The organism is Caulobacter sp. GW821-FHT05F04, assembly GCF_059419665.1.
Genome location: NZ_JBWKSF010000001.1, coordinates 752,524 through 766,620 on the forward strand (window position 1 = coordinate 752,524; position 14,097 = coordinate 766,620).

At 68.8% G+C, this 14,097-nt stretch carries 14 protein-coding genes; 6 read left to right on the top strand and 8 right to left on the bottom strand.

The window, feature by feature from the left end:
• The first annotated feature begins 56 nt into the window (after window positions 1-56).
• The gene (locus AC07R7_RS03505; protein WP_494634158.1) at window positions 57-1,814 is read left to right on the top strand and encodes an ATP-binding protein; all 1,758 of its coding nucleotides are present in this window, start codon (window positions 57-59) and stop codon (window positions 1,812-1,814) included.
• A gap of 3 nt (window positions 1,815-1,817) precedes the next feature.
• On the opposite strand, the gene AC07R7_RS03510 is transcribed toward AC07R7_RS03505, so the two are convergent.
• Window positions 1,818-3,317, bottom strand: coding sequence for a bifunctional aminoglycoside phosphotransferase/ATP-binding protein (locus AC07R7_RS03510; protein WP_494634159.1), 1,500 nt, complete (start codon window positions 3,315-3,317; stop codon window positions 1,818-1,820).
• 144 nt (window positions 3,318-3,461) lie between these two features.
• Here AC07R7_RS03510 and AC07R7_RS03515 point away from each other — a divergent pair, with 144 nt between their 5' ends.
• On the top strand, window positions 3,462-4,082 hold the full coding sequence (locus AC07R7_RS03515; protein ID WP_492882818.1) for a TetR/AcrR family transcriptional regulator: 621 nt from the start codon (window positions 3,462-3,464) through the stop codon (window positions 4,080-4,082).
• 12 nt (window positions 4,083-4,094) lie between these two features.
• Here AC07R7_RS03515 and pdxH read toward each other — a convergent pair whose 3' ends face one another.
• Window positions 4,095-4,763 (bottom strand): pyridoxamine 5'-phosphate oxidase, encoded by a 669-nt coding sequence (pdxH, locus tag AC07R7_RS03520; protein ID WP_492835620.1) that lies wholly within the window; start codon window positions 4,761-4,763, stop codon window positions 4,095-4,097.
• A 118-nt stretch (window positions 4,764-4,881) separates the two neighbouring features.
• Between pdxH and AC07R7_RS03525 the strand changes: the two genes are divergently transcribed.
• The 3 genes from AC07R7_RS03525 to AC07R7_RS03535 all read left to right on the top strand — a co-directional run bounded on the left by AC07R7_RS03525 (window position 4,882) and on the right by AC07R7_RS03535 (window position 6,673).
• Complete coding sequence (locus tag AC07R7_RS03525) at window positions 4,882-5,580, top strand: DnaJ domain-containing protein (protein ID WP_492835622.1); 699 nt, start codon at window positions 4,882-4,884, stop codon at window positions 5,578-5,580.
• A 215-nt stretch (window positions 5,581-5,795) separates the two neighbouring features.
• Window positions 5,796-6,212, top strand: a complete 417-nt coding sequence (locus AC07R7_RS03530) for an organic hydroperoxide resistance protein (RefSeq protein WP_047410442.1) — start codon at window positions 5,796-5,798, stop codon at window positions 6,210-6,212.
• 11 nt (window positions 6,213-6,223) lie between these two features.
• Window positions 6,224-6,673: a MarR family winged helix-turn-helix transcriptional regulator gene (locus AC07R7_RS03535; RefSeq protein ID WP_492835625.1), complete on the top strand. Its 450-nt coding sequence runs from the start codon at window positions 6,224-6,226 to the stop codon at window positions 6,671-6,673.
• Window positions 6,674-6,678: 5 nt separating this feature from the next.
• Here the strand turns inward: AC07R7_RS03535 and AC07R7_RS03540 are convergent, their stop codons facing one another.
• The 3 genes from AC07R7_RS03540 to AC07R7_RS03550 all read right to left on the bottom strand — a co-directional run bounded on the left by AC07R7_RS03540 (window position 6,679) and on the right by AC07R7_RS03550 (window position 8,401).
• On the bottom strand, window positions 6,679-7,083 hold the full coding sequence (locus AC07R7_RS03540; protein ID WP_492835627.1) for a DUF4282 domain-containing protein: 405 nt from the start codon (window positions 7,081-7,083) through the stop codon (window positions 6,679-6,681).
• 102 nt (window positions 7,084-7,185) lie between these two features.
• A complete protein-coding gene (locus AC07R7_RS03545; RefSeq protein WP_494634160.1) occupies window positions 7,186-7,692 on the bottom strand; it encodes a hypothetical protein in 507 nt (168 codons plus the stop codon).
• An 88-nt stretch (window positions 7,693-7,780) separates the two neighbouring features.
• Complete coding sequence (locus AC07R7_RS03550) at window positions 7,781-8,401, bottom strand: TetR/AcrR family transcriptional regulator (RefSeq protein ID WP_492882808.1); 621 nt, start codon at window positions 8,399-8,401, stop codon at window positions 7,781-7,783.
• Between the two features lie 112 nt (window positions 8,402-8,513).
• Here AC07R7_RS03550 and AC07R7_RS03555 point away from each other — a divergent pair, with 112 nt between their 5' ends.
• Complete coding sequence (locus tag AC07R7_RS03555; protein WP_494634161.1) at window positions 8,514-9,833, top strand: oxygenase MpaB family protein; 1,320 nt, start codon at window positions 8,514-8,516, stop codon at window positions 9,831-9,833.
• 56 nt (window positions 9,834-9,889) lie between these two features.
• Here AC07R7_RS03555 and AC07R7_RS03560 read toward each other — a convergent pair whose 3' ends face one another.
• The 3 genes from AC07R7_RS03560 to flbD form a co-directional block, all read right to left on the bottom strand.
• The gene (locus tag AC07R7_RS03560; protein WP_492882804.1) at window positions 9,890-10,237 is read right to left on the bottom strand and encodes a hypothetical protein; all 348 of its coding nucleotides are present in this window, start codon (window positions 10,235-10,237) and stop codon (window positions 9,890-9,892) included.
• Between the two features lie 79 nt (window positions 10,238-10,316).
• Window positions 10,317-12,422, bottom strand: a complete 2,106-nt coding sequence (flhA, locus tag AC07R7_RS03565) for a flagellar biosynthesis protein FlhA (protein WP_492882802.1) — start codon at window positions 12,420-12,422, stop codon at window positions 10,317-10,319.
• A 277-nt stretch (window positions 12,423-12,699) separates the two neighbouring features.
• Window positions 12,700-14,067, bottom strand: coding sequence for a sigma-54-dependent transcriptional regulator FlbD (gene flbD / locus AC07R7_RS03570; protein ID WP_492835636.1), 1,368 nt, complete (start codon window positions 14,065-14,067; stop codon window positions 12,700-12,702).
• Window positions 14,068-14,097 lie beyond the last annotated feature (30 nt).

Consider the following 14,097-nt stretch of genomic DNA (forward strand, 5'->3'; position numbering starts at 1 on the left):
GCCGTGGGCGGATAATTCCCCCTAGGCGAACGCGGTTCGTGGGCGGGAGACACGACGTGGGCTGGCTGGCCGACACTCTGGCGGATGAAAGACTGGACGAAGTGGGCGCCGACATCCGGCGGCTCGGCGTCTCGCGTCTCATCTCCGGCTGTCTGGCCGCCGGGGCCGTTTGCCTGGGTCTGGGCGCGGCCACCGCCTTCACGTGGCTGGCCGGCTTCCTGCTCGCCGAAGGCCTGGCGACCCTGGCGACCCGCAACTTCGGCCGAGGCCGTCCGGTGTCGCGCGGCGACCGCGCCGTCTTCATCCTGGCCGCGATCCCGGTCAACGCCAGCTGGGCCGCGCTGGCCAGCCTGCTCTGGCTGCAGGGCTCCGACAAGCTGAAGATCGCCGCGGTCGCCATCTGGTGCGGCCAGCTGATCTTCGCCCAGCAGTACCGTCACCAGCCGCTGGCCCTGCTGATCATCAGCGGACTGCTCCCCGTGACCAGCCTGATCATCTTCCCGTTCTTCTTCATGCCCGGCGCTGACATGAGCACCCAGTCGATGCGCTGGTCGCTGGCGCTGCTGATCGCGGTCACGATCAACGTCGCCCTGCGCAATCGCGCCGCCGCCCGCCGCATGGACGCGCTGACCCGGGGCCTGCGCGAGGAACGCGAGCGCGCCCTGGAGGCCGCTCGCGCCAAGTCGACTTTCATCGCCGTCACCAGCCACGAGCTACGCACGCCGATGAACGGACTCTTGGGCATGGCCCATGCCCTGGAGCGCTCGCCCCTGAACCCGGCCCAGCGGGAACAGGTCGCCCTGATGCTCAAGTCGGGCGACAGCCTGATGCAGCTGCTCAACGACGTGCTGGACATGTCGCGGATCGAGGCCGGCCGCGTCGAGCTGGCTCCCGAGGCGGTCGATCCACGCGCCATGGTCGCCGACGTGGTCGACGCCTGGCGCGACGCGGCGGTGTTCAAGAACCTGTCGCTGTACGCCGATTTCGGCGCCGGCACGCCAGCCTGGATCGTCGCCGATCCGCTGCGCATCCGACAGATTCTGACCAACCTCGTTTCCAACGCCGTCAAGTTCACGACCCACGGCCACGTCCGGGTCAGCGTCGAGGCCGAGCGCGCCGGCGACGCGTGGATGCTGCGCTTCGCGGTCAGCGACACCGGCCCCGGCGTGCCGGCGGCGGCGGCCGACCGGGTGTTCGACAGCTTCACCCAGGCCGACGAAACCATCTCGCGCAGCCACGGCGGCGCGGGCCTGGGCCTGACCATCTCACGCGCCCTGGCCCGCCAGCTAGGCGGCGACCTGGAACTGCGCCCAACCCCGGTCGGCGCCTGCTTCGTCCTCAGCATCCGCGCCGAGGAATCCGAGGCGGCCAGCCCGGCGCCGGAGCTCGAAACCAGGGACGACGAGACGCTCGACCAGATCCGCGTGCTGATGGCCGAGGACAACGCCGTCAACCAACTGGTCGTGCGCACCATGCTGGAGCCGACCGGCGTGGCCCTCACCGTCGTCGAGAATGGCGAGGAGGCGCTGAAGGCCATGGCCTCGAGCCAATACGACTGCGTGCTGATGGACATCAACATGCCGGTGATGGACGGCATCACCGCGCTGGAGGCGATCCGCCAGGGCCGGGCCGGCGATCCCGCCCTGCCCGTCATCGCCCTGACCGCCTCGGCCATGGCCGGCGATCGCGAGCGGTTCCTCGGCATGGGCTTCGACGACCATCTGGGCAAGCCGGTCAAGCCGATGGACCTGATCACCGCGATCATCCGGGCGGTGAACCCGGAGCCGCCGGACGAAGATCGGCAGGCGGCGTGAGCCTTAGCCCATGGTCTCCGCCAGCGCCCGGGCCTCGTCCTCGAACGCATTGACCGTATCGACCTTGCGCCAGGCGATCTCGCCGGTCTCGCGGGTCAGCTGGTTCTCCAGCACCGCCACATCGGCGTCCGAGGCGTCGTTGACCCGGGCCGCCACGCGCGCGCGCAGCACCTCGGGCGGGGCCTCCAGCCAGACGCCCAGGAAGCCGACGTCGCAGCGCGTGGCCAGGGCCTCGGCGCGGGCGCGCTCCTCGGGTTTCAGGAACACCGCGTCCAGCACCACCGAGCGTCCGGCCTTCAGGCACAGCTCGGCGTCATGGAACAATTGATCGTAGACCTTGGCGCTCATCTCCGGCGTATAGGCCTCGCGCGGCAGGCGCTGGAGGGACGGCGCGCCCCACAGGCGCTTGCGGATCTCGTCGGTGCGCAAAACGACCGCGCCGGGCGCTGAACCCAGGCCCGGGGCGCAGACGCGCGAGAAGGTCGACTTGCCCGAACCCGACAGGCCGCCGGCCGCCACCAGGCTGACCGGCTTGGGGGCCAGGTGTTCCAGAGCGGTGTTCAGATAGGCCCGGGCGGCCTCGTCATCGCCGGTATAGGCCCAGACGTGGGTGCGCACGGCGGCGCGGACGCTCAGCATCAGCGGCAGGGCGGCCAGGCCCATCCACAGCCCCTCGCCGAACGTGCGGGCGGCCTCGTCCAGATAGGCGTTCAGCACCCGGCCGGCGGCGTCGCGGCGACGGCGGAAATCCAGGTCCATCAGCAGGAAGGCCAGGTCGTACTGCACGTCGATGTCCGACAGGGTGTCGTTGAACTCAATGCAGTCGAACAGGATCGGCTGGCCGTTCTCGATCAGGATATTTCCGAGGTGCAGGTCGCCGTGGCAGTGACGGGCGAAGCCGTCCTTGGCGCGACCATCCAGCAGCGGGCCCAGGCGCTCCAGCGCGATGTCGGTCTCGTGCACCAGACGCTCGACCGCTTGCTTGCCCAGGCGCGCGGACAGGCCGCGCAGCAGGTTGGCGTTCGAGCGGATCGTGTAGCCCAGGGCCGAGACGCCGCCGCCTTGCGGACGCAGCGACGCGCCGGCGTGGAAACGGGCCACGGTGCGGCCCAGCGAATCCTCCAGCGCGTCGTCGATCGCCCAGGGCTGGGTGGCCAGCACGCCGTTCTGGTCGAAGCGGCGCATCTCCAGCAGGTACTCGACGATCTCGCCCTCGCCGTCGATCTCCAGGCCGCCGTCGGCGGTGCGGTTCAGTTGGCGGACCTCGCGATAGATGTCCGGCGCGGCGGCGCGGTTGAAGGTCAGTTCGCGCTCCAGCGCCCAGCGCCGCAGCTCCAGGGTCGAGTAGTCCAGAAAGCCGAAATCGACCGGGCGCTTCACCTTGAAGGCCGAACCGTCGATCAGGAACACCCGGGCGCACGAGGTCTCGATCGTGCTTTCCGCCCGCTCGCCAAACCAGGCGGCGACTTCCTGCTCGCGCGCGGCTTCCGCGTCCTTGATCACGCCCAGCGTCCCATCTCGTCGCGCCCGAAGATCGGCGCCGGGGCTGCATAGCCGAAACGTGCGCCCGCGTCCTCTCGCGCAAGCCTTGCCGAGTCGTGATTTTCGCGGTTAGATTGCATGAAAGCCATTGAGTGCGAGTGTCACATGCTTGTCGGTGCGGGTCTGAAGCGGTCTGGACACAAGCGCGAGGAAATCCTCGCCTCGGCCCGATCCCTATTCCTGAAGGAAGGCTACGCCGACACCGGCATGGAGGTGGTCGCCCGCGCCGCCGGGGTCTCGACCGCCACCCTCTATGCCTATTTCCCCAGCAAGGCCGACCTGTTCAAGGCGATCGTGCTGGAGACGGTCAGCAGCGTCGGCGCGCCGGTGCGCGAAGCCGTTCGGGTGAAGGGCGACGCCCGTACGCGCCTGGCCGCCCTGGCCATCGCCTACGCGACCTTCCTGTCACGCGCCGACACCCGGGCCATGTTCCGGATGGTCACGGCCGAGCGCCGCCGCTTCGAGGATGTCGCCGAATATTTCCTGCAGAGCGCCCGCGACGAACTGGGCGGCGCGGCGATCTCGGTGATCAACGACCTGACCAGGACCGGCGAAATCAGGGTCGAGAAGGCCTCCTGGGCCGCCGGCCAACTGCTGGGCCTGCTCGATCACGTCACCCTGGTCCTGGGCATCACGGCCGGCGACGACGTCCTGCCCCGCCGTCCGATCAAGGACATCGCCGAGGACGCGGTCGAGACGTTCCTGGCGCGCTATGGGGTAAGGTGACCGGGCGCGAGCCTAGGGAAACAGCCGCTTCGTGGTCCAGCCCCCGTCCGCGCGGTCGAACACCAGCCGTTCATGCAGGCGGAACGGCCGGTCGCGCCAGAACTCGATGGTGACGGGGATGATGCGGTAGCCCGACCAGTGCGGCGGGCGCGGAACCTTGGAGAGGCCGAACTTCAGGCCCATCTCGGCGACTCGCTTTTCCAGGGCTAGGCGGTCGGGCAGCGGACGCGACTGGTCGCTGGCCCAGGCGCCCAGCTGGCTGGGACGGGCGCGGCTGGCGAAATAGGCGTCGGCCTCGGCGTCACTGACCGGCTCGACCACGCCGCGGATCCGCACCTGGCGGCGCAAGGACTTCCAGTGAAACAGCAAGGCCGCCTTGGGCTGGCCGTTCAGCTCGCGCCCCTTGGCGCTCTGGGTGTTGGTGTAGAAGACGAAGCCGCGCGGATCGACGCCCTTCAGCAGCACCATGCGCGAGTCCGGCATGCCGTCGGCGTCGACGGTCGAGACGGTCATGGCGTTGGGGTCGTTGAGCTCCTTCTTGCCCGCCTCCTCCAGCCACTCGGCGAACAGGGCGAAGGGATCCTCCTCCGACAGCAGGGCCGGCGGGACCGCCTCGGTGACTTGACGGACATACTCGTCCTCGCTGGGCGAGGCGGGGATCAGGGTCGGGTCAGCGCTCATGCCCTTCGATATAGAGCCTGGCGCGACCGAGAGCCACATCAGGGCGAACCCTGTGAGGACCTGGCCTCTAAAGTCTTAACTTAACCCGCCGTTGACCATCCGGCGCCACGGTCGAACCATGACGACCCGTACGCCCGCCCTGACGCTTTCGGCTGCTCGCGCCCTCCTGGGTGTCGCGTCCACCGCCGACGAGCGCGAGCTGCGCATGGCCTATCGCGAGGCCGCCAAGCGAGCCCACCCCGACCGTCCGACCGGCGATGCGGCCCTGTTCCGCGACGTGCTGGCCGCCTATCGCCTGCTGCAGGACACGCCGGTCGTTCAGCACAACTTCCCGCCGACGGTGCAAGCCGTCCCGATCGCCGACCGCGTCTTTCTCGAGATCGACATCGCCACGGCCGTCGCCGGCGGCGCCGAGGAGCTGGCCATCGACGGCCGCCGCCTGAGGCTGAAGCTGCCCGCCGGCCTGCGCGAAGGCGACAAGGTCCGGGTCGAGGGCGTGCTGTTCGAGGTCCGCCTGCGGGCTCAGGACGGCGCCCTGGTGCGTGGCGACGACATCTGGCTGACCGGCAAGGTCGATCCGCGCGTGCTGGCCGAAGGCGGCCGCGTCGACGCCGACACCCCGCTGGGCCCGCGCCCGGCCTGGATCTCGACCAAGGCCGCCGCCCGCGGCCTGGTCCGCCTGCCCGGCCAGGGCCTTCCCGCCCGCGCGGCGCACAAGGCCGGGGATCTGTTTCTGCGCCTGGAAGCCGCCGAAGCCAGCGTCGAGAGCCCGGCGCGCTCGCTGCTCAGGCGCTTCGCGGCGGCCTGGGCGGCTTAGAACCTAGCGACAAATGCCTCTCCTCCCCTTTTGGGGGAGGTGGATCGGCGCGGATACGCGACGAGACGGAGGGGGCTGGTCATGACTCAGTGGCGCGGTGCTGCCCCCCTCCACCGGCGAATTAAGTCGCACGCGATCTTTTTCACCGTAGCGCTCTTGCAATTATATCGTGCGCGATTAAATCGCTTACATCACTTCAAGCCAAGGAGGCTCCCATGACCACCCTCTACACCACCCGCGCCACCGTCGTCGGCGGCCGTGACGGCCACGCCCGCAGCGAAGACGGCCTGCTGGACGTTCAACTGTCGATGCCCAAGGCCCTGGGCGGCAAGGAGACCGGCACCAATCCCGAGCAGCTGTTCGCCGCCGGCTACGCCGCCTGCTTCCAGAGCGCCATGGCCCACGTCGCCCGCACCCAGAAGATCGCGCTGACCGGCTCGACCGTGACCGGCCAGGTCGGCCTCGCCACGCAAGAGGTCGGCTTCAAGCTGGAAGTCGCCCTGGAGGTCGAAACCCAGGGCCTGAGCCAGGCCGACGCCGAGGCGCTGGTTGCGACCGCTCACCAAGTCTGCCCCTATTCGAACGCCACCCGTGGCAATGTCGACGTGGCCATCACCGTGAAGGCCGCCTAAGCCGTAGTGTCATGACCCAGAAGAAGTCCGCGCCGTCCGATGCTCCGATCGAGGTCCTGCGCCTCGACAACCAGCTGTGCTTCGCCCTCTACGGCGCGGCCAACCGGATGACGCGGCTCTACCGGCCCATGCTGGACGCCCTGGGGCTGACCTATCCGCAGTATCTGGCCCTGCTGGTGCTGTGGGAGGCCAGTCCCCGGACCGTCGGGGCCCTGGGCGACGCCCTGGACCTGGATTCCAGCACCCTGACCCCGCTGCTCAAGCGTCTGGAAGCCGGCGGTCTCGTCCAGCGAACCCGGGATCCGGAGGACGAGCGGCGGGTCATCGTGGCGCTGACCGATAAGGGCCGCGCCCTGCGCGACCAGGCCGTCTCTATCCCCGAGAAGCTGTTCTGCGCGCTCGACATGCCGCTGGAGACGATGAGCGCGCTGCGCGATCAGCTGAAGACCGTCGCGAAGTAGCGGCCTTAAACCTGAGAACGCGGCGGCTGCGCCGCCTGGCGAGCCCGGATGGCGGCATGGTCGGCGTCGCTGGTCTGGCGCAGGGCCCGCAGGTCCTCGCTGATCCGGAAGATGGCGACGTAGAACTCGCAGAAGGCGCGCCACAGCAGCACCAGCGCGCCCGCGACCAGCAGGCCGGCGACCAGCACCGGGAAGGCCAGCAACAGCGAGCCGACGCCCGGCTCCTTCAGCGCCAGGCCCACGGCGGCGCCGACGACCGAAAAGCCGAACAGGGCCACGACCCCGAGGCCAGCCCAATAGATGAAGTGAATCACCGGCCCGGTGACCAGGCGATCGAACGTGAGCAAGTCCCACAGCAGTGAGTTAGACCCACGCTTAGTCTTATTGGCCGGAGGCATACTGAACCCCAAGTCGGCGATGACCGCCCCTCTTGATGGTCATCGCTATCAGTGACGAGCCCGCTCGGCAATGCCGAGCGGGCTCGCTGTCGCATCCGTGCGGATACGGGTCGCTTACTGCGGCTTGGCGCCCGCGACCGTGGCGTCGATCTGAGCCTTGGTGGCCGTGGTCGATACGCTGCCGTCGGCGGCCGCGCTCAGGCTGTTGGCCGGCAGGGCGAACTTCACGCCCCCATTGGTGACGATGACGTTGGTCGAGCCGTCGGCGCCGGTGCTGGTGCCGGTGATCTGACCGACCGAGACGCCGGCGGCGTCCTTCACGGCCGAGCCGACCTTGAAGCTGGCGACGCTGGCCGAGGTCGGCGCGCCCGCGGTGTCAGCGGACGGGGTGGTGGTCTGAGTCGTCGTCGAAGCCGACGGCGTGGTCGTGGTGGTCGTGCTCTGGGTCGGCGTCGTCGTGGTCGTGGACTGAGTGGGCGCCGGCATGGTGGTCGAGGCCGGCGGCATGGCGCCGGTGGTCGGCGCGGCCGGGGTCGTGGTGGTGGTCGTGCTCTGGGCGAAAGCGGCGCCGGCGAACGTCAGGGTCGCGGCGGCGGCGAGCAGGGCGATCTTGTTGGTCATGGTCACTCTCCGTCGAAAGGGGCCCCTCCCTTGCCGGAAACAACGTGACCTTGCGGACACGGTTCCGTCGGCGAGTCGACGCCACGTTCTACCGGGGCGAGCCGCCGTCGCCACGAGGGGCCATGACCAGGGCCCCGATATAGGCCTCCATCAGCCGCACCAGCTCGTCCTCCAGCCGCGCCGGGTCCAGCGCCAGCTCGGTCTCGGCGGTCGCGGCGCGCAGCAATCCGACCACCGCGTGGGTCAGGACGAAGCCGGCCTCGGGCGACAACGGAAAGCCGAAGGCGGTCTTGCCGGCGATCGTGTCGAAGAACGTCAGGTGGTGACGCATGACCACGTCGTCGCCGCCCGCCAGGGTCAGGGCGTCCAGCAGCGCGCGGCGGGTGGCGGGCGAGCCCTCGAAGGCCGTGGCCAGGGTGCGGACGATCAGGCGCACCGCCCCCAGTTCAGGTCCCGCGATGACGATCTCGGCGATGCGGTCGCGGGCGGCGGCGGCCCGCCGCTGAGCCAGGGCCGCCAGAATCGCCTGCTTGCCGGCGAAGTACTGGTAGAGCGTGCCGACGCTGACCCCGGCCCGCTCGGCGATGTGGTTGGTGGTCAGGGCTTCGACGCCATCGGCCTCGAGAAGTTGAAAGGCCGCTTCCAGAATCGCGTCCACCGTCGCCTCGGAGCGCGACTGGCGCGGCGTTCGCCTCGTCTTTTCAGTCACTTGCGGCTTGGCCTCCGAGATGCGGGCAAGGCGAGTAGCGTCGGGGTCCCGTGGGCCTAACCTAGCGCCGAACAGTTGGATCCGTCTCGGTTCCGCTACGCCAGGAGTCCCCATGAACGCCGCCCTCGAAAAGGTCCGGGCCAAGGTCGCGTCCCAGAAGACCGCCCTGCCCGCGCTCTATGGCGAGGTCGATTTCGACGCCACGCCGGAGCGCTTCACCGACGATCCGAAAACCAGCGTCGCGCCGCGCCTCCGTAAACTCGATCCGGACAAGGTCGCCCTGATCAAGGCCTACACCCTGCTGGGCGACGTGGTCGCAGACGCCTATGCCGCGCTGATGCCCAGATATGGCTTCCGTCCGCTGATCCAGATGCTGACCAGCGCCTGCGACGCGGGCGTCACCGCCGTGCCCAACGCGCCGCCGGAACTGGCCGCCTTCATCGCCGACATGGAGGCCACGCCGGCCTGGGTCGACATGGACCTGGTGCGCGAGGGCCAGCGGCTGGACCGCAACGCCGCCGCCAATCTGGGGCCGTTCGCGATCCGGGGCGCGTTCATCGCCACCTTCATGAACAAGTACGCCGCCCTGCCGATGGCCCTGACCGGGACCCTGTCGAACGACACGGCCGCCCGCCGGGTCAACGAGACGGCGACCTTCTTCACCACCACCCTGCTGCCCGGCTCGCTGGAGCGCCACGGGGCGGGCTTCAAGGCCGCCGCCATGGTGCGACTGATGCACTCCATGGTGCGGTTCAACGCCCTGAAGCGCTCGGACCGCTGGGACGTCGGCGTGTATGGCATTCCGATCCCGCAGGTCGACCAGATGCCCGCCGGCCTGATCCCGATCTTCCTGATGAGCTACAAGATCGTCGCCCAGGGCCGGAAGACCTTCACCGCCGAGGAGCGCGCCCGGGTCGAGCTGGCCCGCTACCGCTGCTTCCTGCTGGGCCTGCCCGAGGACCTGCTGGCCGACACCCCACAGGGCGTGGTCGACACCATGAACGCCCGTAGCGGCACCCTGCGCGCCGGCTTCGACGACGCCACCTGCGGCGAGCTGGTCCGGGCCACGCTGAACGCCTACCTGCCGCCGGACGAGCGCCCCGAGAACCGCCTGTTCGACAAGGTCGAGCGCCGCTTCTCCAAGGTGTTCTTCCTGCGCAACTTCATGAACGGCGACGTCGCGGCCGCGAGGCGCATGGGCGTCGAGATCGGTCCCCGCGACTTCATGATGTTCGGCGTCGTGGCGCTGCTGGTGACCAGCCAGCTGCTGGCCTACCGCCTGGCGCGGAACCTCCCCGGCGTCTCGGACCTGGCCGACGCGCGCCTGGTCGCCAAGCTCAAGCGCCAGCTGGCGCGATACGGCCACGCCGAATTCACCAGCGACGCCGAGAAATACCGACCGGCGCCCGGCGCGGCGGCGAGAGCGTCCTAAAGCCGGGGACGGCTAAGCCGACCTTTCGAGAGGCAGTGATGGGTGGAAGTCGGCCTTTATTCGTCCACCACCCACCGGACGACGACGAGCATGGCTAGAATGACGCCGACGGCCATCAAGAGGATCGCAGGACCAAAGAGGAGCCAGGCACCAGCTGTCGTGTTTGGGACAAGTCCCGCGCCTGCCACGACCCAAGTGAACGCAAGGAGGAGCGCCCCCAAAGCGTAGGCCTTTCCAAACTTACGCGAGAAGGGAATCCAGGCGCCGCCGCCGACAAAGGCGTCCCGAGCCTCGGGCCACGCTCTGAAGACTTCGCGCGCTGCCGTCGCATACAGAGCCGGCCACAACGCCGCCGATGCGATGGCCAAAAGCAGAAGGAACAGGAGCAGGATGTCGGCTAGCACCGCACGATCTTAGGTCGATTGGACACGTCCGACTAGGGTCGAAAGCCCCCCGGGGCGATGACCGAAAGTCACCGTATCCCTAGACCATCCCCACCGTCTTCAGGCGGGCGCGGGGGTGGATCTCGTTCTGGCTCATCACCACGGTCTGGCCGCGGAAGCGTTCGATGATCGAGCGGACATAGGGGCGGACGCCTGGGCTGGTCAGCAGCACGGCGTGTTCGCCAGCCAGGGCCGCGCGCTCGAAAGCGTCGCGGACGCCGCGGATGAAGTCCTGCAGGCGTGAGGGCGGCAGGGCCAGCTGCTTGTCGTCGCCGGGACCGATCAGGGCCTCGGCGAAGGCCTGCTCCCAGTCGGCCGACAGGGTGATGATCGGCAGGGCGCCGTCGTCGCCGCGGTTGGCCCAGCACAGCTGGCGCGACAGGCGAGCGCGCACCTGCTCGACCAGCAGGGTGACCGAGGCGGTGTGCGGCGCGGCCTCGCCGATGCCTTCCAGGATCTGCGGCAGGTCGCGGATCGAGACCCGCTCCCGCAGCAGCGACTGCAGCACGCGCTGCACCGTGGCGGCGGTGGCCGTGCCCGGTATCAGGTCGTCGACCAGCTTCTTCTGCGACTCGGGCAGCTCCTTCAGGAGCTTCTGCACCTCGGCGTAGGACAGCAGGTCGGCCATGTTCTCCTTGAGGATCTCGGTCAGGTGCGTGGTCAGCACCGTGGCCGGGTCGACGACCGTGTAGCCGCGGAAGGTGGCTTCCTCGCGCAGGTCGTCGGCGATCCAGGTGGCCGGCAGGCCGAAGGCGGGCTCGCGCACGTGCTCGCCGGGCAGCTCGACCTGGCCGCCGCGCGGGTCCATGGCCATCAGGGAGCCCAGACGCACTTCGCCAGCGCCGGCTTCCATTTCCTTGATGCGGATGGCGTAGCCCTGGTTGGCCAGGCGCATGTTGTCGAGGATCCGCACCGGCGGCATGACGAAGCCGAACTCGCCGGCCAGGGTCTTGCGCAGGGCGCGGATCTGGTCGGTCAGCTTGCGACCGTCCAGGTCGTTGATCAGGGTCAGCAGGCCGTAGCCCAGTTCGATCTTGACGTCGTCGATCGCCAGCGAGGCGCTGATCGGCTCCTCTTCCGCCTCGGCGGGCGCGGAGGCGGCCTCGAGCAGGGATGGATCGATGGGCTTGGGCTTCTTGGCGTCCTGGATGCGCTTGTAAGCCAGGGCTCCCGCGCCCAGCGACAGCACCGCGAACGGGATGATCGGCATGCCCGGGATCAGGGCGATGATGCCGGACGAGGCGGAGACCATGCCCAGGCCCGCCGGGTTCATGGCCAGCTGGGTCGTCAGAGCCTTGTCGGCCGAGCCTTCGACGCCGGCCTTCGAAACGACCATACCGGCGGCGATCGAGATGATCAGGGCCGGGATCTGGCTGACCAGGCCGTCGCCGATGGTCATGATGGTGTAGGTCGAGGCGGCCTGGCCGATCGGCAGCTTGTGCTGCACGACGCCGATGATGATGCCGCCGACGACATTGATGCCGGTGATGATCAGGCCGGCGATCGCATCGCCCTTCACGAACTTGCTGGCGCCGTCCATGGCCCCGAAGAACGTGCTTTCCTGTTCCAGTTCCTTGCGGCGCAGCTTGGCGCCTTCCTGGTCGATCAGGCCGGTCGACAGGTCGGCGTCGATCGCCATCTGCTTGCCGGGCATGGAGTCCAGGGTGAAGCGGGCCGCGACTTCGGCGATCCGGCCCGAACCCTTTGTGACGACCATGAAGTTCACCACCACCAGGATGATAAACACGATCACGCCGATGACGAAGTTGCCCTGCATCATCAGGTGACCGAAGGCCTCGATGACCGCGCCGGCCCCGCCGGTGCCTTCCTGGCCGTGGCCCAGGATCAGGCGGGTCGAGGCGACGTTCAGACCCAGGCGATACAGGGTCGAGACCAGCAGGACGGTCGGGAACGAGGTGAATTCCAGCGGCCGCTTGATCAGGATCGCCGTCATCAGGATCAGCACGGATCCGGTCACCGAGATGGCCAGCAGCATGTCCAGCAGCATCGGCGGGACCGGCAGGATCAGCAGGACGATGATGCCCACGACGCCCAGGGCCAGGCCCATTTCGCCGCGCAGAAAGCCATCCAGCAGCGACCGGGCGCTGGGGACGGATCGGGCGGTCGGGGCGGCGGCGTCGGCCATGCTGAACCTTGAACCGTTGATGGGTAAGCTAGACCAGCGCTTGAAGCGATTTGCGGTCCGCCGCCATCTCCTTAACGAGAATTAGCCATGTTCGGCGCCGGACGGATGGTCGCGGCGCCGCGACATGTTGGCCCCAGGGCCGTCTTCTTCCTTGCGTCGTCCTCGTCCTTCGACGAGCTCAGGATGAGGACGATGGTCGGCGCCGCTTCAGTAGAAAACCTCATCCTGAGCTTGTCGAAGGACGGGGTTTTCGGCTCCGCGACGCCAACGAAAATCACTAAGCGGCCGCGCCCACGCCCCCTTGCGGCGGCGGCACCGGAACGCCGGCGTCGCTGTATTCCTTCAGCTTGTTGCGCAGCGTGCGGATCGAGATGCCCAGGATGTTGGCGGCGTGCGTGCGGTTGCCCAAGCAATGCTCCAGCGTGTCGATGATCAGCTTCTGCTCGACCTCGGCGACGGTCGAGCCGACGAAGGCGCGCGAGACGGCGTCGGCGGCCATCTGGGCGCCGCGGGCGACCGCGACATCCGGCGCGGGGGCCAGTTGCTGACCGTCCGGCAGGCGGATGGCGAACTCCTCGATCTCCGGACCGGTCGACAGCAGCACCGCGCGGTGCATGGCGTTTTCCAGCTCGCGGACGTTGCCCGGCCAGCGGTGGGCGATCAGGCGACGGCGGGCCTCGGCCGAAATCGGCTTCTCCGGCACGCCATTGGCGGCCGAGTACTTCTTCACGAAGAACTCGCACAGGCTGATCACATCGCCCGGGCGCTCGCGCAGCGGCGGCAGGCGCAGGTTCACGACGTTCAGGCGATAGAGCAGGTCTTCGCGGAAGATGCCGTCCTTCACGGCCTGGACGAGGTCGCGGTTGCTGGTGGCCAGGATGCGGATATTGACCTTGACCGGCTTGGAGCCGCCGACGCGGTCGATCTCGCGTTCCTGGATGGCGCGCAGCAGCTTGGCCTGCAGGCGCACGTCCATTTCCGAGATTTCGTCCAGCAGCAGGGTGCCGCCGTCGGCTTCCTCGAACTTGCCGATGCGGCGGGCCATGGCGCCGGTGAAGGCGCCCTTCTCGTGGCCGAACAGCTCGCTTTCCAGCAGGTTCTCGGGGATGGCGGCGCAGTTGACCGAGATGAACGGGGCCTTGGCCCGGCGCGACTTGCCGTGGACGTAGCGGGCCATGACCTCCTTACCCGAACCGCTTTCGCCGGTGATCAGGATCGAGGCTTCGGACGCGGCGACCTGGTCGGCCAGCTTGATCACCGACTCCATGGCCGGGTCGCGGACGACCATCGGCTTTTCATCGTCGGTGACGGCGGCCAGGACGGCGGCGATCAGCTCGGCGTCCGGCGGCAGCGGAATGAATTCCTTGGCCCCGGCCTTGATGGCGGCCGCCGCGCGGGCGGGGTCGGCGTCGACGCCGCAGGCCACCACCGGCACCCGCATCCGCTCGGCCTCGTTGGCCGCGATCAGGCCGGCGATGTCGAGCGAGTACTCGACCATCAGCAGGTCGGCGCCCTGCCCTGCCCTCAGGGCATTGGTCGCCTGCTCCGTCGTTTCGACGTGCGACACCTTCGCGCCCGCGTTCATCGCCATCTTCACGGCGACCGAGAGCTGCCCGTTCAGTTTTCCGACGACCAGAAGCCGCATTTTCTACTCTCCCTCACGGACGGCAGGGCG

Bases quoted from the DNA above. Each gene is read 5' to 3' on its own strand.
- flhA (WP_492882802.1), bottom strand. From the start codon at position 12,422: ATGGCCGACGCCGCCGCCCCGACCGCCCGATCCGTCCCCAGCGCCCGG.
- AC07R7_RS03525 (WP_492835622.1), top strand. From the start codon at position 4,882: ATGACGACCCGTACGCCCGCCCTGACGCTTTCGGCTGCTCGCGCCCTC.
- AC07R7_RS03515 (WP_492882818.1), top strand. From the start codon at position 3,462: ATGCTTGTCGGTGCGGGTCTGAAGCGGTCTGGACACAAGCGCGAGGAA.
- pdxH (WP_492835620.1), bottom strand. From the start codon at position 4,763: ATGAGCGCTGACCCGACCCTGATCCCCGCCTCGCCCAGCGAGGACGAG.
- flbD (WP_492835636.1), bottom strand. From the start codon at position 14,067: ATGCGGCTTCTGGTCGTCGGAAAACTGAACGGGCAGCTCTCGGTCGCC.
- AC07R7_RS03530 (WP_047410442.1), top strand. From the start codon at position 5,796: ATGACCACCCTCTACACCACCCGCGCCACCGTCGTCGGCGGCCGTGAC.
- AC07R7_RS03555 (WP_494634161.1), top strand. From the start codon at position 8,514: ATGAACGCCGCCCTCGAAAAGGTCCGGGCCAAGGTCGCGTCCCAGAAG.
- AC07R7_RS03545 (WP_494634160.1), bottom strand. From the start codon at position 7,692: ATGACCAACAAGATCGCCCTGCTCGCCGCCGCCGCGACCCTGACGTTC.
- AC07R7_RS03535 (WP_492835625.1), top strand. From the start codon at position 6,224: ATGACCCAGAAGAAGTCCGCGCCGTCCGATGCTCCGATCGAGGTCCTG.